We start from the raw sequence: 19,237 nt of genomic DNA, 5'->3' as shown, positions 1-19,237 counted from the left end.
ACTGGATCAGTGGGCAAGGGGGGTCTTGTGCAGCAGGGGCGCGGAATTGTGCCCATTCAGGTAATGAGCTTTGTGTCGGGTGAGCAGGATGCCTTATCCTGTTTCCAGCCACGCTGCGTTTGCAGCGCTCCAACTCGGGATGGAACCTATGCGCCTCTTCGACTCTCCCTCTGCTTCTCACCGCTCTACCGCCGGAACCGGCGCTCTGCGCCGCCGCTGCTCGGCCCTGCTGCTTTGCGGGGTGGTCGGTTTGCTGTTTGGTTGCGGCCCTGACAAGCCCGCCAGCCAAATATCGACCACAGAATCCACAGCGCAGCAGGAGGCCGGGGCGCCAACGTCTGTAGTGCAGGCCAATGCCCGCCAATATCGCGATGCGCCGGCACTGGCGCTGATCTTCTCCGGCCCCTTGGCGCCCAAGGCCAATTGGCAGAGCTGGCTCGGGGTCAGTGAAGGGGGCAAGCAGGTGCAGGGGGAGTGGATCCTGGCCGACGATGGTCGCACCCTCTATTTCCCGAACGTCCAGCCCGACAAGAGCTATGAGGTGAGTCTCAAGGCGGGGCTGGGCCCATCTCCCCAGAGCTGGACCCTCAAGACCCGGCCGCTGGAGGCGGGAGCCTCCTTTACCGCCAGCGGCATGGTATTGCCGCTGCGCGACGAGCTGCGCCTGCCTATCAGCGCGGTCAATGTGGATGAGGTCAACATCGATTTCTTTCGGGTCGATGCGGAATATCTACCCCGCTTTCTGGCGGAATATCGCCCCGGTGCCGGCATGGGCAACTGGGAGCTTGAGCAGATCACCCAGCGGGCCAAGCGGGTGTTCAGCGGCCGCTATGCACTGGAGCTCGATGCCAACCGGCGCGAGACCCGCCTCATCAATGTGAAGGAGCCGCAGCTGGCCGAGGCCGGTGTCTACTTTGCGGTGATGTCCCCCCTTGGCAACTACGACTGGCGCAAGGAGACCACCTATTTTGCGGTGAGCGACATGGGGCTCAGTGCCCGCCGTTACCGCGATCAGCTGGAGGTGTTCGTGAGCTCCCTGGCCAGCGCTGACCCGCTCAAGGATGTGCAGCTCTCCCTGCTCGATGAGAAGGGCAACCGGCTGCAGGTGCAACAGACCGACAACCGTGGTCACCGGCGCTTTGACCAGGTGCAGGGGGCTCGCCTGCTGCTGGCCGAACAGGGCAACCATCTGGCGGTGCTGCGCCTCGATGGGGCGGCGCTCGATCTCTCCACCTTCGATCTCGGTACCCAGCCCTGGCAGGCCCAGCAGTTGTATCTCTTTAGCGGGCGCGACCTCTATCGCCCCGGCGAGCGGCTCGACAGCGAGATTTTGCTCAAGGGGCAGGATGGCCAGCTGCTGCCGGGCATGGCGGTAGAGCTGGAGGTGAAGCAGCCGGACGGCCAACTGCTCGAACAGAAACGGCTGCTGCCGGACAATCTTGGCGCGGCCCACTACGGTCTGCGTCTACCGGATGATGCGCCGCTCGGGCGCTGGACAATCAACCTCAAGACCGCCGCTGGCAGCCGCTTCGAGTGGCCCTTTTTGGTGGAGGAATTTCTGCCGGAGCGGCTGAAACTGCAGCTTGGCAAGGGGCCGGATGGCGAAGTGACGAGTCTGGACGCCGCCCTCACTCTTCCACTGCAAGGGGACTATCTCTACGGCGCGCCGGCCAGTGCGACCAAGGCCAAGGCGGAGGTAAAGATCAGCCGCGCCACCATGCCCTTTACCCAGTGGCAGGAGTTCACTCTGGGTGACGTGCTGCTCGCCGAGCAGGCCAAAGATCTCGAGCCCCTCAATCTCACCCTCGATGCGCAGGGGCAGGGGACTTTTTCGTTAGCTGATGAGCTCGATGGGGTGCGCGCCCTCGGGCCGCTGGAGGTGGCCTATCGGGTGTCGCTCGCCGAGCCCGGTGGTCGCGCCGTCAATCGCAGCCGCACCCAGTATGGCTGGCCCATGGGCAGCCAGTGGCCGGCCCTCAAGGCCGACTTCGTGGCGGATCGAGTAGAGGGGGGCAAGCCTCTGCCCTTCCAGATCCTCAACCTCGATGAGCAAGGTCAGCCGGTGGCGGGGGCGGTGAAGGTGCGCCTCATCAACGAGTACCGTGACTACTACTGGCACTACGCCGATGGGGAGGGGTGGAAGTACGAGTTCAACAGCCAGCCCTATCTGGAACAGGAGCAGACCCTGCAGCTGGATGGCAAGGGGCCGACCCCGCTCACGCTGCAACTGGCGGCGGGCTGGTATCGGTTGGAGGTTGAGAACAGTCAGGGCCATCAATCCAGCCTGCGGGTGGAGATCGGCAGTTACGCCTGGGGCGGCGGTGGCGAGCAGGCACGACCTGACAAGATTGCCATCACCCTCGACAAGCGCGCCTATCAGGCGGGTGACAAGGCCAAAGTGACGCTGGTGGCCCCGCGCCCCGGCAAGGGCTTGTTGCTGGTGGAAGATGGCGACGGTCTGCGCTGGTGGCAGCGCATCGAGCTCAAGGGGGCTGGTGGCGATGCCAAGGATGCCCGCGGCGAGTTCGAGATCCCGGTCAGTCCCGAGTGGCAGCGTCATGATCTGCATATCTCGGCCCAGATCGCCGCACCAGACAGCGCCTCCAAACCGGTCAGCAGCCAGCAGGGGCAGAGCCTGCGCTCGGTCGGTCTGGTGCCGCTCACCCTGGATCGGGAAGCGCGCCGTCTTCCGCTTACCCTGAGCGCACCTGATAAAGCGGTGCCGCTCACTCGACTGGAAGTGACCGCGACCTCCACCCCCAACAGTCAGGGACGGGTGGTGCTGGCGGCGGTGGATCGGGGCGTGCTCAATATCAGCGACTACAAGCCTCTCGACCCGTTCGAGATCTTCTTTGGTCGCAAGCGCTTCGCCCAAGATTTGTTCGACAACTACGGCCAGGTGATCCCGCCGCAGGATGGCAAGCTGGCCCGCCTCAACTATGGGGGTGACCGGGCGCCGCTGAAAAAGGGAGGCGCTCTTGAGAGCCGGGTCGAGATCGCCGCGCTCTGGAGCGGGGAGGTGAGTTTTGACCAGCAGGGCAAAACGGTGATCCCGCTCGATTTGCCCAACTTCAACGGCGAGTTGGCGCTGATGGCGCTGGCCTGGAACGAACAACAGGTCGGTGAGGCCGAACGCGCCGTCAAGGTAGTAGCGCCCTTGGTGGCCGAAATTGGCTGGCCGCGCTTTGGCGCCAGAGGGGATGAGACCCGGGCGCTGGTACAGCTGCGCAACATGAGCGGTGTGGATCAGCCCCTCTCCCTTGTCTGGACCCTCAATGGCGGGCTCAAGGCAAATGGCGAGCTGCCCGGCACCCTAGCTCTTAAAAATGGCGAGGAGCAGTGGCTGACCCTGCCGCTCACCGTGACCGGAGCGAGCGGCGTGGCAAGCCTGCAGTTGGCGGCCAGCGGCAAGGATTTTGCCATCAGGCGCGACTGGTATCTGCCGCTGCGTTCCCCCTGGCCTGCCGAGACTCGCCAGCGCTATCAGATGTTGGCTCCCGGCCAACAGATGAGCTTTGCGCCAGCTGAGCTGGCCGGGCTGGATCGCGCCAACCTGCAGGGGCTGCTCAGCCTCTCCGGTACTCCCCCCTGGGATCCGGCAGCCCAGTGGCAGGCGCTGGCCGACTACCCCTATGCCTGTCTGGAGCAGACCTTGTCCCGTGCCTGGCCCTATCTGCTGACCGCGGCGGATGAGCGCATTGCATGGAGCAAACCCGCAGAGGGCAAGAAAGCGGCGAGTGAGGCGGATGTGCAACGCGCCCTGCTGCAACGGCTGCAGCGGTTGCAACTGCCCAGCGGCGGCTTTGGCCTCTGGGATGGTCGCTCCGACGAGGAGCAATGGCTCACCGCCTATGCCGCCGACTACCTGCTGGCGCGCAAGGAGGCGGGTGACGCAGTGCCGGAGGCGATGCTCAATCAGGCGCTGAACCGGCTGCAAAACTATCTCACCGACAGTCAGTATGGTGAGCGCTGGAGCAGTGCCCCCGAGCACAGCCGGTTGGCCTATCAGGCTTACAGCGCCTATGTGCTGGCCCGGGTGGGCAAGGCGCCGCTCGCTACCCTGCGCCTTATCTGGGAGCAGCAGGCCGATCACGCCCGCTCCGGTTTGCCGCTCTTGCACCTCTCGCTGGCCCTCTCGGCCATGGGGGATGAGCAGAACGCCGCCAAGGCCCTCAGCCGGGCATTGGCGACCGAGCGCGGTGATGATTATCTGGGGGATTACGGCTCGCCGCTGCGCGATCAGGCCCTTGAGCTCTCCTTGCTGCGCCAGCACAAGCTGGCTGCGGAGCGCTGGCCAGCCCTCAGTGCCAAGGTGGCAGATACCCTGGCCCATCGTCAGTGGCTCAGCACTCAGGAGCGGCTCGCCCTGCTGCGACTGGCCCGTTTCGATCCGGCCGCCGACTGGCAGGCCAGGGTAACTTCCTCTCTTGGCAGTGGATCCCTGAGCGGTTCGGCTCCGCTGCAGCAGGGCGCCCCCGAGGCGCTGGCGGCGAGTACCGTCACCAACGAGGGCAAGGGATCCCTCTATGTGCAGCGCACCCTGGTCGGTTACCCCGAACAGGCTCCGGCACGGATCAGCAAGGGGATGAGCGTGACCCGCAGCTGGTTCAATAGTGACGGTCAGCCGTTTGATCCCGCCAAGGTGAAGGTGGGGGATCTGGTGGTGGTGCGGCTCAACGTCAGCAGCGAGTCGGCGGTGCCCGATGCCCTACTGGTGGAGATGGTGCCCGCCGGCTTCGAGCTGGAGAACCCGGCCCTTGGCAACAGCATCAAGCTGGAAGAGCTCTCCATCGAGGGGAAACCGGCGTGGCAGAGCGAGTGGAACGACTATCTCAAGCATCAGGAGTTTCGCGATGACCGCTACACGGCAGCGCTGGATCTGAGCGAGGGGAGCAACCAGCAGCTGGTCTACCTGATGCGGGCGGTGACGCCGGGCCGCTATCAGGTGCCGCCGACCCAGGTGGAGGATATGTACCGCCCCGAGCTGCGGGCTGTGGGTGAGGATATCCATGAGGTAACGATTTCTGAGTAGCTGGCGCTTTATGAGTCGCAGACGCCCTCCGAGTAACGTCCCCTCCCTTGAGCGGGTTCGCCCGCTCACTTTCTGGCAGCGTGGCTGGCTGAAATTAGGTCGCACTGGCCACGCTGGCCACGCTGGCTGGCGCTGGCTTGGTCGCCTGCCACGCTGGCTGCGTTGCTCGGTGCTGGGCGTTGTAGCACTGCTCCTGTCATTGCTGGCACTGGATCGACTCTTCCCGCCGCCACCGCTCGACCCTGCCTACGCACGGGTGGTGCTCGACATGAAGGGGCGACCGCTGCGCGCCTTTGCCGATACCAGCGGCGTGTGGCGCTATCCCGTGACCCTGGAGCAGGTCTCCCCCCGCTATATCGAGGCGCTGCTGGGCTACGAGGATCGCTACTTCTGGCGTCATCCGGGGGTCAATCCGGTGGCCATGGTGCGCGGGGTCTGGCAGTGGCTGCGTTACGGGCGGGCTGTATCGGGCGGCTCGACCCTTACCATGCAGGTGGCGCGTCTTATCGAGCCCTACCACCGGAGCGTGCCCGGCAAGCTTCGTCAGATGGCGCGCGCGCTGCAGCTGGAGTGGCACTACGACAAGCGCACCCTGCTCACCGTCTACCTCAACCGGGCACCGTTTGGCGGCAATCTGGAGGGGGTGCAGGCGGCAAGTTTTGCCTATCTCGGCAAGAGCGCGGCCAAGCTGACCTATGCCGAAGCGGCGCTGTTGGCGGTGCTGCCACAGGCCCCCAGCCGCAACCGGCCGGACAGACATCCAGAGCGGGCCCGCGCCGCTCGCGACAAGGTGATGCAGCGACTGGTAGCGCAGGGTGTCTGGCCCGAACAGGTGTGGCTGGAGGGGAGTATCGAGCCGGTGCTGGCCCGCGGTCACTTCACGCCGATGGAGGCGCCGCTCTTTGCCCGTCTCGCCGCTGACAATCAGGCGGGGGCGCTGGTGCACACCACCATCGACGGCGATCTGCAGCGCTGGCTGGAGGGGCGGGTGGCGAGCTATATCCGTCGCTTCCCCGAGCAGACCTCAGCGGCGTTGCTCTTGGTAGATAACAAAACCATGGTGGTGCGCGCCTATGTGGGCAGCGCCGAGTATGGCAATCTGCGCCGCCACGGTTACCTCGACATGGTGCAGGCGATCCGCTCCCCCGGCTCTACCCTCAAGCCCTTCATCTACGGTCTGGCGATGGACGAGGGGCTGGTGCATTCGGCCTCCCTGCTCTCCGATGCACCGAGGCTGGGGTCTGACTATCGCCCCGCCAATTTCTCCGGCGCCTTTCTGGGGCCGGTGACGCTAGCCCAGGCGCTGCAGCAATCCCTCAATGTGCCGGCGGTGCAGGTGCTGGAGGCGCTGGGGCCGGACAAGCTGGTCAGCCGCCTCGACAACGCCGGGGTGCGGCTGGCTCTCTCCGACAAACCCAATCCGGCCATTGCGCTGGGGGCGGCGGGCATTCGGCTCGAGCAGCTGGTGGCGCTCTACAGTGCGCTGACCCGGCAGGGGCAGGTGGCGATGCCGGTCTGGCTGGCGGGGCAGCAGGCAGTGTCGCGCCCCTTGCTGAGCCCGGGTGCGGCCTGGATCATCTGGCAAATATTGAGCGCGCAGGGGCGGGCGGATCAGCCTTTTGCCAGCGAGGCGACCGGCCGGGTCAATCGACTGGCCTGGAAGACCGGCACCAGCTATGGCTATCGCGACAGCTGGGCCATGGGGGTCTCCGGTCGCTGGACTATCGGCGTCTGGTTGGGTCGCCCGGATGGTACCCCCATGCCCGGTTTCTACGGCCAGAGCGCGGCGGTGCCGCTGCTGCTCTCGGTCTACTCGCGGCTGGCTGACAACAGCCCCTTGCCGGCACAACCCAACACGGTGAGTGAGGCTGAGATCTGCTGGCCGCTGGGGCGCAAAATGAGCGCGACCCTGCCTGAAGCCTGTTTGCAGCGCCAGAGCGCCTGGTTGCTGGAAGGGCGCGATCCCCCCACCTTGCCGGATCCCATGGACTGGCCCTCGCCGCTGCGTCAAGTTGCATTGACCGCCGCGGGCATGCCGACGCTGACCCGTTGCCCCGATGCGGCGCAATCCGGTTTTCGGGCGCTCTGGCCATTGTCACTGGAGCCGTGGCGAACGCCCGGCGAGCGACGACAGGCGCTGTTGGCAAGTGGTTGTGCTGGGGAAGGGCAGAGCGCCGAGCAGCAAGCTCCAATTCGCATCATGGCGCTGGGGGAGGGCAACCTTATCCGCAGTCAGCGTTACCGGTTGCAGCCCAAGGTGCTGGGCGGTGTTGGCAAGCCAGCCTGGTTTCTCAACGGCCAGCGGCTGCGCTGGGACGGGGATCAGGTGTTGAGCGTGGCGGGGCGCTATCAGCTGGTGGTGGTCGATGAAGCAGGCAACAGCGATCGCATCGAGTTTCGCGTGGTGCATCCTGACGGTGATGCCGGCACCATCACCCGTTGAGCGTTTTGCCGACAGTCATTGAGGCGAATGTAATTAACTATTTGAAATGCATCAATATTTGATTGGGTGAATTAACTTGTGAATAATTACGAATTCATTCAAATCCAATCGGGAGTTCTCTTTTGCTGCGTGTTCTGTGTCCCTTGCTGGTGCTGATGAGTTCGGGCTGTGCCACTACCAATCATGGTGATCACCATGTTTCTCCTGAACGTACCGGGTTCTATTCACCTTTCGAACCCGTTTCCGAGAGTTTTACGCGTTGTTATCAGAAACAGTTTGCCTGTACCCCTGCCAATATCCGCCGTGACAGGGCGATGGAGGCGCGCAGGCAGGCGCAAGAGCGGGCCAATCACCGGGGTGATGATTGGTAGGCCGCAGAAAACGAGAGGGGTTGGCAGATGCCAACCCCTTTTTCATTCCGCCAATTCAGCCCGGTTGGCGCAGATGACCGAGCCGGGTGAAGAAGTGCTGGCTCTTGCGCTGGTGAAAGTGGCTCTTTTTGATGGGATGGAAGATGAGGTTGCTTTCGGGGTGGCTCGCCTTTAACTGGTGGAGCATGGCCACGGCAGGCAGGCTGGTGCTGACCAGGGTGGTGAGTGGCATGCTGAGGGTCTCGGGCCCGAGCAGTTGATTGAGCCCTTGCTGAGCCTGCTCAAAGCGGGTCAGGGCCGCCGGGTCGGCATAGCCGCTACCTAGCATGGCGAGCAGGTTGTCGATGGCCAGATGAAATTCGGCCAGCTGTTGGCGAAAGCCGCTGCGCCCGCGCAGGGCAATCAGCTCTGCAAACGGAATGTCGGCCAGGTGAGTGGGCACTTGCAAAGGGATCTCGAGGTGGAAGCAATCCTGACCACCGCGATTGTGGTAGCGGGATTCGAGCAGGTGGAGCAGGCGGTCGAGATAGTCGTGATCGGTAATAAGCGCCCCGTCATTGGCGAGTGCCCACTCACGGGCAAGGCGCATGGAGATCAGGTTGGCAAAGCGCCGCGCCATTCTGATCCCACCCTCATCCCGGGTCGCAAAGCCGTGAGTCAGGCAAAAGCCGTGCAGTCGCTCCAGTCCCGCCTGATCCGGGCAAAAGCAGTCGTGGTTGGCCTCCTTACGCCAGCGACCAATCAGCTCATTGTTGCCAAACACCTTGTGGCGGACGAAATCGGGGGCCACCAGGCCGCTTATCTGGTTCTCCAGTTGCGGGGTAATGGCGGCAAAGAAGGCGGCATCGGGCCGCTCGGCCAGCAGATCGGTCTGCTGTTGAAGGGTATCGAGCAGGGCGGTGAGGCCGCTCTTTTCGCTGACGGTGAAGACGAAGGCGAGCCGCTCCAGATAGAGCAGGGCAAATTTGAGCCAGAGCTCGTCGCGTACCTCCATGCCGGGGTAGTAGATATAGGTCTTCATCGGATCGGTCTGTTGTCAAAAATCTGGCGAGGCGCAGGGTCGGGAATATACGCAAGATTGGCGCGGTGCGGCAAACATTGCGTGGGGGAATGTGAGCAAACGCTCATCCAGTAGGCGCTGGCCACAAAGTTCTGATATAATTCGCGCCCTTAAATCAAGGTCACCCGAGTCATTACCATGAAGTTCATTATCAAGCTGTTCCCGGAAATCACCATCAAGAGCAAGTCGGTTCGCCAGCGCTTTATCAAGATCCTGCAGGGCAATATCCGCAATGTCCTGCGCCGCTTCGACGACGATGCCCGCGTACGGATGGATTGGGACAAGCTGATCGTGAGCTCCCGCAATGACCAGTTCCGCGAGCAGGCTATCGAAGCTTTGGCCTGTATTCCGGGCATTCAGGCCTTCCTCGAGGTACAAGCCAGCAAGTTTACCGATCTGCACGACATCTTCGAGCAGGTGAAAGCCGTTTGGGGCGACCAGCTCAAGGGCAAAACCTTCTGCGTGCGCGCCAAGCGCCACGGCAAGCATGAGTTCTCCTCCCTCGAGGTTGAGCGCTATGTGGGGGGCGGTCTGAACCAGCACTGCGAAAGCAATGGTGTGCGCCTCAAGAACCCGGATGTGAAGATCAACCTCGAGATCGACGGCGAAGAGCTCTTTATTGTCAGCGCCATCCATCAGGGCCTGAGCGGCATGCCCATCGCCACTCAGGAAGATGTCCTGAGCCTCATCTCCGGCGGTTTTGACTCCGGTGTGGCGTCGTTCCAGTTCATCAAGCGTGGCTGCCGGGTGCACTACTGCTTCTTCAATCTGGGCGGTGCGGCCCACGAGATCGGCGTCAAGCAGGTGGCCTATCACCTGTGGAACCGTTTCGGCTCCTCCCACCGGGTACGTTTCACCGCTGTGGACTTTGAGCCGGTGGTTGCCGAGATCCTCGAGAAGATCGACAACGGTCAGATGGGAGTGGTGCTCAAGCGGATGATGATGCGTGCTGCCGCCAAGGTGGCCGATGAATTCCAGATCCCGGCGCTGGTGACCGGTGAGTGTGTGGGTCAGGTCTCCAGCCAGACTCTCACCAACCTGAACGTGATCGACCGGGTGACCGACAAGGTGATCCTGCGCCCGCTCATCACTTGGGACAAGCCGGATATCATCAGCGAAGCCCGCCGCATCGGCACCCTGGAGTTCGCCGAGACCATGCCGGAGTATTGCGGTGTCATCTCCAAGAAGCCGACCGTGAAGGCCGATTTGGCGCGCATTGAAGAGGAAGAGGGCAACTTCGACTTCGCCATTCTGGACAAGGTGGTCTCTGAGGCCCGTTACCTCGATATCCGCCGTATCGGTGAAGAGACTGCCGCTGAAGTGCAAGAGGTGGAAACCACCCAGGTGCTGGGCGCTGACGAGGTGATCCTGGATATCCGCTCTGCCGATGAACACGACGAGAAGCCGCTGGTGGTGGAAGATCGTGAAGTACTGCACATCCCCTTCTTCAAGCTGGCTACCGCCTTTGGCGATCTGCCCAAAGAGAAGACCTATCTGCTCTACTGTGATCGCGGTGTGATGAGCAAGCTGCAGGCGCTCTATCTGAAAGAGAAGGGCTTTGACAACGTCAAGGTGTACCGCCCGTAAGCGTGTTTTTCACATTCAATAAAAAAATCCGGCCAATGTGCCGGATTTTTTTATTTCACAGAGTGAGCAATGACTATCAGGGACAGGGAACCGGAGTGAAGGAGTCTTGCCCCTGACAACGCCAGCCCATTTCCGCCTCCCGCATCTGCCACAGGTTGTTGCTGCGATAGAGGGTCAGAATGTAGATCATGTCGCTCTTGCTGCCGTCGAGGGCGACCGAGAGCACCAGATCATTGTCCAGCTGCTGGGCATGGATGCGACTGGGTATGTCGCCATGCCCCACAAATCGCAGAGCGACCTCACGGTAGTCATTAACCCAGTTTTGCTGTTGATGGCTTGCCTGGCGTATCTGCTGGTTGAACTGCTGCACTGGCGCCGAGGCCAGTCGTCCAAATACCACTTGTGCTTCGCGTGGGCTGCCGTCACGTTCGCCAGGATGAGTGTGGTAAGCATACCAATTTTGCGCATGAGAAGTTCCGGCTAACAACGACTGCTTCTATGACAACAGAAAAGCCTATTTGGTTCAACGCGCGGCCCACAGCGACATGATGACGCTGTGGGCCTGCTCTCAATTGCGTTGCAGCGAGAAGGTCGGTAGCGAAAGATGCCAGTAGATAGCCGCAACCCGCAGGCCAAACACGGCCGTCATGCAGATGAGCATGGCCGTTACCCTGTCCATGTTTGCCTCAAGCGCCAGGGTATAGAGAATGCCGCCGAGGATACAGGCGGTGGCATAGATCTCTTTTTGCAGCACCATGGGCACCTCCCGCGCCAGTACATCGCGGATCATGCCACCGGCTACCCCGGTCATGGTGCCCATGATCACGGCAATCAGCCCTGGGGTGCCGAAGTTGAGGGCCTTCTGGGCACCGATCACGGTAAAGAGGGCCAGTCCGAAGGCATCGGCCACCGGCAGCACATACCAGGGCATTCTGCGGGGCAGTTTGACCATCCACATACCGATCAGCGCCGTCGCAATGACGACCCAGATATAGAGCGGGTCGCGCACCCAGAACACGGGGGTGGCTCCCAGGATCATGTCACGGATGGTACCGCCACCGATGGCAGTGACCGCCGCCAAAACCATGACGCCAAACCCGTCCATTCTAAGTCGGCCAGCCACCAATACCCCTGAAAACGCGAATACCGCAGTACCAAACATGTCGCTGATGTAAACAATCTGCTCAACCAGTGTCTGCATGGAGAACAACTCACGTCAAATTGTTGATGGGGCCGCGATTTTAGGGGCTGGTGAGCCCAATCGCCAACAGTGCTCGACAAAATTGAGAGTCGGGACGGATTTTTTCTCGCGGCACGGACCGGTCGTGTCTCGTTTGTCCCCTGCCGTTGGCGGGCTTCAGAAGGTTGAGCCCATCACAGGTTTAGGCCCGATTTTTTCCTTAAGTTTCCCCTCGACTCGCCGATATATAAGGTAAGCGGCGTTAATGCGATGAAGCGTTGAAAAAAATGCTAAAGACATCCAAAAACGAGCCGTTAAATAAGACGCATCGGGCACAGAAAATAATAAAGCCTGAGCAAATAGAAGAGTAAATTTAATAGCTTAGGAGAATAGTCATGGGCCTTTATATCAACACTAACGTTTCATCACTCAACGCTCAGCGTAACCTGATGAATACGACCAAATCACTGGATACTTCCTACACTCGACTGGCATCTGGCTTGCGTATCAACAGTGCCAAAGATGATGCCGCGGGTCTGCAAATTTCCAACCGTTTGACCTCACAAATTAACGGGTTGGATCAGGGGAACCGTAACGCCAACGATGGGATTTCGGTAGCGCAAACAGCTGAAGGTGCGATGGATGAAGTCACCTCTATGCTGCAGCGTATGCGTACTCTGGCTCAGCAATCAGCCAACGGCTCCAACAACACAGATGACCGTACCGCGTTGCAGCAAGAGTACACTCAACTGATGACTGAAATTGACCGTGTTGCTAAAGATACCACGTTCGGTGGGCAAACATTGCTCAATGGTGGTTACGTAGGTTCTTTCCAGGTGGGGGCAGATGCAGGACAAACAATTACGTTTAAAATGACATCGGCTTTTACTATCAAAGGGATGGCTTCGGCTACGAAGGGGAATGCTACTGTCGCGACAACTACAACAGGTGAGCCTTACACTGTGACTAAAAGCAACACAGGTAATGTCGCAACTACAAGCATCAGCACTATTACCACGGCCAAAGATGCTCAAACAGCTATGGCAAACTTGGATTACATGATTAAAGTTGTGGATAGTAAACGTGCTGAGCTGGGTGCTGTTCAGAACCGTTTTGATTCTACCATTCGTAACCAGGCGAACGTATCTGAAAATGTCAGTGCTGCCCGCTCACGTATCCGTGATGCTGACTTTGCAACTGAAACTGCCAACCTGACCAAGCAGAACATTCTGCAGCAAGCAGCATCGACCATTCTGTCTCAGGCAAATCAGCGTCCGCAGTCTGCACTGTCACTGCTGCAAGGCTAACAAAAGAAAACAGGGCGGTTGTTCAGGCCGCCCTGATCAAGAGATGGAACAAAGGGGTGTTCGGGTCGCACTCTGTTCTATCGGGAGAGATATAAATCTCTACTAGTAATGCCAAGTGTTGTCCAGTTGTTCAGTTCTGTCACGCTTGGTCATATTCTCCTGAGCATATGCTCATCTTTAGGCCGGTTTACCGGCCTCTTTTTATTGTGCCGCCAAATTGACGTCACTCTATCAGTGTTGTTTAGCATGAACCGTGCCAACATCCTTCTTCCTGTAAACTGGGCCATCATCAGCAGTGAGTTGTATGGTGATGCTGCTCAATTCATATCCTGTTGCCGCTTCCCGGAGAAAACTTGCCGCTTTAGGCAACAATTTTCCTAAAGCTTGCCTCTGTGCTGCCGTTAAATAAAGTGAAGCAATCGAGGGGTGTTCGGAATCCAACGTTTGCACTACTGCGGGTGACCTGTTCGTTCAAACAGACACCCGCCTGAAGAGACAGGCCTGTTCAACCTGCTCTTCAAACGGTGGGCCGTCGTTTTGTTTGGACGACGCAACCTGCAGTTGCATGTTCTTCGGGAGAATATTTTATGGCTATGTACATTAACACCAACGTTTCATCACTGAACGCCCAGCGTAACTTGATGAATACCAACAAATCGCTGGATACCTCCTATACCAGGTTGGCATCCGGTCTTCGTATCAACACAGCCAAGGATGATGCTGCTGGTTTACAGATTTCCAACCGTTTGACTTCACAGGTTAACGGTTTGGATCAAGGTAATCGTAACGCTAACGATGGTATTTCTGTGGCACAAACTGCGGAAGGTGCGATGGATGAAGTGACCTCCATGTTGCAACGGATGCGCACTTTGGCTCAGCAATCAGCGAACGGTTCCAACAACACGGATGATCGTGTCGCTTTGCAGCAGGAATATGACCAACTGACGACAGAGATAAATCGTATCTCTGGCGATACCACTTTTGGTGGTCAAAAGCTGCTTGATGGTACTTATAAGGGATCCTTCCAGGTCGGTGCAGATGCAGGGCAAACAATTACCTTCAAGATGACATCTGCTTTCACAATCAAGGGCATTGCATCTGCGACAAAAGGGAGTGCAACAGTAACTACCAGTACCACAGGTGAGCCCTATACTGTTGCCAAAGCAACTACAGCGGTTACAACAACTAGTGTTAGCAGTATTAAAACCGCTAAAGATGCCCAGACTGCCATGGCCAACCTTGATTTCATGATAAAGGCGGTTGATAGCAAGCGAGCAGAGTTGGGGGCGGTACAAAACCGTTTTGACTCGACCATTCGCAACCAGTCCAATGTGTCCGAAAACCTGAGTGCAGCACGTTCGCGTATCCGTGATGCGGACTTCGCGACAGAAACCGCCAACCTGACCAAGCAGAACATCCTGCAGCAGGCGGCATCAAGTATCTTGGCGCAAGCCAACCAAAGACCGCAATCTGCTCTGTCCCTGTTGGGTTAATGAGTAGTGATGAGATAGAAAAGGAGCGACGATATGGCCAATGACATTGGAATCCCCTCATCGGTCACTCCTTCTTCTCTTCAGTCAAGTAGCAAGAGCGGCCAATCGGCCGCTCAAGTGCTATCTGGCATGGCGGAAGAGCAGCGGGTGATGACACAGGATGTGGAAAAACAGCAAGAGGAGCGAGCCAATGAAAAGGTCCGCAAGTCTGATGTCTCTGATAAGGACATTGAAAAAGAGGTACAAAACTTGCAAGAGTTCAGCAAGTTACAGGGATGGACCGTCAACTTCAGCGTCGAAAAGGATCTCGAGCAAGTTGTTATCAAGGTGATGGACGCCAATACCAAGTCAATGATCCGGCAGATCCCAAGTGAAGAGTTGCTGGCTATCAGCAAGCGTCTCAAGGATCTGCGTGAAGGTGATGTGATAGGTGGTGGCTCAAGAGTCGGATTATTGCTTGATAAAGAGATTTAATACGCAAGTTTTACGAGGAGAGTGAGAATGGCCACTATTACGTCTGCTGGTGCGGGATCAGGACTGGATTTGGAGTCTGTCATTGCTGCAAGCGTCAATGCCAAGAAGGCACAGCTGATGCAGCCCATCACCACCAAGAAGACCAATGCTCAGATCACTCTCTCAGGGGTTGGGCAGTTGAAATCGGCTATCGCCTCTTTTGTGACGACACTCCAAGCCATGTCCAAGGATGATGCGTTCAACAAACGCTCGATTAATATTACCCAGGATAAAGATAATCCGGTGCTTAAGGTGGAGAGCAAGACGGGTTCCTCTAACGGGCAATACGATATAACTGTCGAAAAATTGGCGAAAACTAGCAAATTTGAAGGCAGTTTTGACTCTTCGACTACTCCAATGATCACTCAAGATGGAACCTTGACCTTTAAGGCAGGTGATAAGACCTTTGATGTGGATGTGAAGGCGGGGGACTCGCTACAGTCCATTCGTAAACGCATCAATAATGATGGCGATAATTTTGGTCTTAATGTCAACATCATGAACACATCTGATGGTAAATCTAAACTAGTGATTGACTCTGGGGTTAGCGGGAGTGGCAAGGATCTGGAGATCACCGGAAGCACTACTGAGTTGGCTGATAACTTCACTTCTAAATTGTCAAAAACTCAATCCGCGCAAGATGCTCAAATCAAGGTAGATGGAAACACGCTTACCAGTGCTACTAACACATTTGATGGCACTATAGTTGGTCTTAAACTGACAGTTTTGAGGGAATCTGATAGTACGAGCACAACTGCAAGCGATGGTTCGGTGACCAAGACTTATAAGTCCAACAAAGTTGACGTAACCACCGACAAAGCAGGCATCAAGGACATGGTCAAAAGCTTTGTCGACGGTTACAACGCACTGGTTAAGAAAAGCAATGAGCTTGGCAAGCGCAACTCTATTGTGGCAGGGAAGAGCCAGAATGATGGTGGAGCTCTGGCGGGCGATGCAACGACGCGTGCCGTAGTCAATATGATGAATGGCATCATCACCGAGCCCTCGCAAAAGTCCTCCACTTACTCAACGATTTTCCAGATGGGTATAAAGATGGATAACAAGGGGGTATTGTCTATCGACGATACCAAGTTCAACGAGGCTATCGACAAGAATTTCGATCAGGTCGTGGCAGTTTTTGGCGGCAAGGATGGGGTCGCAGGTCAGTTGGCCAGCCAGCTGGAAACCTATTCCAAGACCGGTGGTTTGCTGGCTAAGCGAGAAGATTCTTTGAATTCAGATCTGCGTGAAGTGAGCCGCAAAGAGTCAGATGTTGCCACTCAGCTGACCAAATATCAAGAGACCTTGCGGGCCCGTTACGGAAGCCTGGATGCCATGCTGGCCAAGATGAACAAGTCGGCTTCATATTTGAATCTGCTGAATACCCAAAATAGTTAATTTGAAGTGATGAGTGGTGTCTCATATGTATCGTAAAAATATAAAAGCCTATACCACCCAAAATCTGCAATCTGAATTGGCAGTAGCTGATCCTTACCGCGTGATTCAACTGTTGATGCAAGGTTGCCTGGAGCGCTTGGCTCAGGCTCGTGGTGCTATAGAACGTCGAGATTTTGAGCAAAAATCCCAGTCTATCTCCAAAGCAATGGCCATTATCAACGGGCTGCAAGATTCACTTGATCTCTCTTATGGTAAGGTTCCCGAAGACCTTTCTGCGCTTTATGACTACATGAAAGCTCGGATGATGGATGCCAGCCGTGATATGGATATCACAGCTGTCGATGAGGTGATGAATCTGATGCTGACCGTGAAAAGCGGTTGGGATGCCATTCCTGTCGAGGAGCGCGATAAGGCCTTGGCTCAACAAAAGGTGGGCGGAACCGAATGAGTAATAACCGTTTGCCAGAATTAATCGCAACAGGTCAAAGATTACTGACCTTGTTCGACCAGGAGGATGTGCAAACGGCTGAACAGTTGATCGACCATTATCTCATTCTCCTTGATGCTGTTTTCCAGAATATCCCGCCACATGTGGTTCTTGACATAGATCACCAACAAGCATTGGTGCAGTTTCAAACCCTGCATGAGCGGATAGAACATGCAAAGAATCAGACGGAAGCAGCTTTGTGGAAATTTTCAAAAGCAGGTCGAGCATCTGATATGTACAAGCTGAACGCAGGTTAGGCATACATGGATATTAAACAAGAAATTACAAATATCGAGAGTGAGCTTGTTCGCCTTGAGAAGCAAAAGCAACAGGAAATTGCTATGTTGGAGGTATTGCCTGTTCGTTTTGCAATGAACATGGATGCCTTTAAAAAATTCATGCCAAGTATATATGATTTTTTTGAATCATATCAACCAGTACGGCCATTCCGTTTTTTTTGCAATGAAAATGGCATTCCAAATATATTGTGGCTTGATGAGCAAGTTTCGTTATACGGTGATGATCCATTCGCAGATGCTGAATCACAAATTGATGAAGTAATTGAACAAAGTATTTTGCAATGTATTGATTTTGCACCGCAATGGTATTTTGATGATCAAATACATATAAAATATAACAACGAAATATCAAAGCTGAAACAGCAATCAGCACTCGAAGGGTTATCACTCAAGAGTGCACTATCAATGGATATTCCATTATCCTTGATGTATGGAATAGGTTTGGGTTATCAACTTGGCTATTTATACGAGCGATGCAAAATAAAGAATTTGTTCGCCTTCGAACCAGATCTTGATATGTTTTATGCATCTTTATATTGTTTTGACTGGTGCTCTTTGCTGGATTATATGGAGCAAGAATCATTAAGCTTACATTTATTTATAGGGGTTGACGAAAAATTATTAGCAGCCGATATGATGGAAGCGCTTCATCGTAAAGGTGCATTCTGGTCTGCAGCATATTTCTCATTCTGCCATTATCATTCGCCAAAGTTGCATTCGCTTATTAACCAGGTGGAAAATGAGTTCTATCTGCTGCGTACGGGTTGGGGTTTTTTTGATGATAATGTCTTTGCTCTAGCTCATAGCCATACTCATCTGCAAGATGGCACACCATTTCTTCTGCGCCAACGTGACACATCTTCATCTGCAACCATACCTGTATTTGTTGTTGGAAACGGGCCATCGTTAGATCAGAGCATTGATTTTATTCGAGATCATCAACGTCAGGCTATTATCATTGCCTGTGGCACCGCAGTCAGCGCACTTTATAAAGCTGGGATCAAGCCAGATATTTATGTTGCTGTTGAGCGCACCAAAAGTTCAGCAGATTTTTTGCATATTCTGGATGCAGGGGCGTTTCTCAAGGATAGTGTTTTTTTAAGCGTGGATGTTATTCATCCTGAGTGCAAGACATTTTTCCGCAAAACCGGGTTAGCATTTAAACCCAATGAGCCTATGTATAAACTGCTGACCACTCACTTTGGTGAGCAGTTTGAATTTGATTCAATTGAGTATTCAAATCCATTTGTTGGGAATACCGGTCTTAATTACGCAGCGTTGCTTGGCTTCAAGGATATCTATCTATTTGGTATTGACAATGGGTATAAGTTTGCTGATAAGCATCACTCTAGTTTGAGCCTTTATTATAATGAAAAACAGGAGGCAAAATACCATCAAGATCTGAATGAGACATTCCCAGCTCGTGGTAACTTTGGTGGTGAAGTCCGTATCAATCATTTATTTGGTCTCTCTATTCATAATATGGCTCAGGTTTTAGAAAATAACCCTGAAATACGTTGTGTCAATAGTAGTGATGGTGCTTATGTTGCTGGTGCCGAACCTCGTCGGATTGAGCAAATCAATCCCACTTGGCCAGATTTTAATAAGCGAGTCTTCATTGATGATTTGCTATCACGTTGTTTCAAACCATTTAATGTAGCCAGTATTGATTTTCAATCGGCTATTAACGTGCCGTTTTTTAATGATGTAGTTAATAAGCTGCTTGATGATTGGAAAGTAGTTCCTCGTGAACGCAACACAATTCAATCGATGATGCAACGCCATCATGATTATCTGCTGTATTTGTTCATGAGTCGTGATAGCCATCTTTACCGTGTGCTTATAGGATCAATAAATTATTTCTATGCCAATATCATTAGTTTGATGATGGCTCATATAAATGACTCTGATGATGCGTTGACAGAAAAGTTAAATTCTACAATCACTATATTGGAACAGTTTTTTACTGATGCCAAAAACATTTATGCTGCCGCATTGGAAGGACATGATTCGGCTTATTTTATAGGGCTTGATGTATTTAAATCGCGTTGAATGTAATGTCTGCTG

The 19,237-nt window shown here is 55.6% G+C and carries 12 protein-coding genes and 1 pseudogene; 10 read left to right on the top strand and 3 right to left on the bottom strand.

Annotation, left to right across the window (positions count from 1 at the left end):
* Positions 1–148: 148 nt before the first annotated feature.
* Together ACTG1P_RS05000 and pbpC are read left to right on the top strand one after the other, a co-directional pair.
* Positions 149–5,032, top strand: a complete 4,884-nt coding sequence (locus ACTG1P_RS05000) for an alpha-2-macroglobulin family protein (protein ID WP_440000648.1) — start codon at positions 149–151, stop codon at positions 5,030–5,032.
* A 10-nt stretch (positions 5,033–5,042) separates the two neighbouring features.
* Positions 5,043–7,475, top strand: a complete 2,433-nt coding sequence (gene pbpC, locus ACTG1P_RS04995) for a penicillin-binding protein 1C (protein WP_440000647.1) — start codon at positions 5,043–5,045, stop codon at positions 7,473–7,475.
* Positions 7,476–7,901: 426 nt separating this feature from the next.
* Here pbpC and ACTG1P_RS04990 read toward each other — a convergent pair whose 3' ends face one another.
* Positions 7,902–8,867, bottom strand: coding sequence for a hypothetical protein (locus ACTG1P_RS04990; RefSeq protein ID WP_440000646.1), 966 nt, complete (start codon positions 8,865–8,867; stop codon positions 7,902–7,904).
* A 177-nt stretch (positions 8,868–9,044) separates the two neighbouring features.
* Between ACTG1P_RS04990 and thiI the strand changes: the two genes are divergently transcribed.
* The gene (thiI, locus tag ACTG1P_RS04985) at positions 9,045–10,493 is read left to right on the top strand and encodes a tRNA uracil 4-sulfurtransferase ThiI (protein WP_376869786.1); all 1,449 of its coding nucleotides are present in this window, start codon (positions 9,045–9,047) and stop codon (positions 10,491–10,493) included.
* Between the two features lie 76 nt (positions 10,494–10,569).
* On the opposite strand, the pseudogene ACTG1P_RS04980 reads toward thiI, so the two are convergent.
* Both ACTG1P_RS04980 and ACTG1P_RS04975 read right to left on the bottom strand, forming a co-directional pair.
* Positions 10,570–10,961: pseudogene (locus ACTG1P_RS04980) on the bottom strand (hypothetical protein).
* A 100-nt stretch (positions 10,962–11,061) separates the two neighbouring features.
* Positions 11,062–11,694: a trimeric intracellular cation channel family protein gene (locus tag ACTG1P_RS04975; RefSeq protein ID WP_005333975.1), complete on the bottom strand. Its 633-nt coding sequence runs from the start codon at positions 11,692–11,694 to the stop codon at positions 11,062–11,064.
* Positions 11,695–12,068: 374 nt separating this feature from the next.
* Here ACTG1P_RS04975 and flaA point away from each other — a divergent pair, with 374 nt between their 5' ends.
* The 7 genes from flaA to ACTG1P_RS04940 all read left to right on the top strand — a co-directional run bounded on the left by flaA (position 12,069) and on the right by ACTG1P_RS04940 (position 19,222).
* Positions 12,069–12,980, top strand: coding sequence for a flagellin A (flaA, locus tag ACTG1P_RS04970; RefSeq protein WP_069556069.1), 912 nt, complete (start codon positions 12,069–12,071; stop codon positions 12,978–12,980).
* 587 nt (positions 12,981–13,567) lie between these two features.
* Positions 13,568–14,473, top strand: coding sequence for a flagellin B (gene flaB / locus ACTG1P_RS04965; RefSeq protein ID WP_069527712.1), 906 nt, complete (start codon positions 13,568–13,570; stop codon positions 14,471–14,473).
* Between the two features lie 33 nt (positions 14,474–14,506).
* Complete coding sequence (locus ACTG1P_RS04960; RefSeq protein WP_440000645.1) at positions 14,507–14,947, top strand: flagellar protein FlaG; 441 nt, start codon at positions 14,507–14,509, stop codon at positions 14,945–14,947.
* Positions 14,948–14,974: 27 nt separating this feature from the next.
* Positions 14,975–16,384, top strand: coding sequence for a flagellar filament capping protein FliD (fliD, locus tag ACTG1P_RS04955; protein WP_440000644.1), 1,410 nt, complete (start codon positions 14,975–14,977; stop codon positions 16,382–16,384).
* 25 nt (positions 16,385–16,409) lie between these two features.
* On the top strand, positions 16,410–16,832 hold the full coding sequence (gene fliS, locus ACTG1P_RS04950; protein ID WP_278173287.1) for a flagellar export chaperone FliS: 423 nt from the start codon (positions 16,410–16,412) through the stop codon (positions 16,830–16,832).
* Positions 16,829–17,128 carry a hypothetical protein gene (locus ACTG1P_RS04945; RefSeq protein WP_440000643.1) on the top strand — a complete coding sequence of 100 codons (300 nt, stop codon included), beginning with the start codon at positions 16,829–16,831 and terminating at the stop codon, positions 17,126–17,128. Before fliS ends, ACTG1P_RS04945 begins: the two co-directional genes overlap by 4 nt.
* 6 nt (positions 17,129–17,134) lie before the next feature.
* Positions 17,135–19,222 carry a motility associated factor glycosyltransferase family protein gene (locus tag ACTG1P_RS04940; protein ID WP_440000642.1) on the top strand — a complete coding sequence of 696 codons (2,088 nt, stop codon included), beginning with the start codon at positions 17,135–17,137 and terminating at the stop codon, positions 19,220–19,222.
* Positions 19,223–19,237: the final 15 nt, after the last annotated feature.

This window comes from Aeromonas sp. 11P, assembly GCF_051920165.1.
Lineage (GTDB): Bacteria > Pseudomonadota > Gammaproteobacteria > Enterobacterales > Aeromonadaceae > Aeromonas > Aeromonas veronii.
Note: the sequence above shows the minus strand (reverse complement) of the source record. Positions and strands in the feature narration are given on the sequence as shown.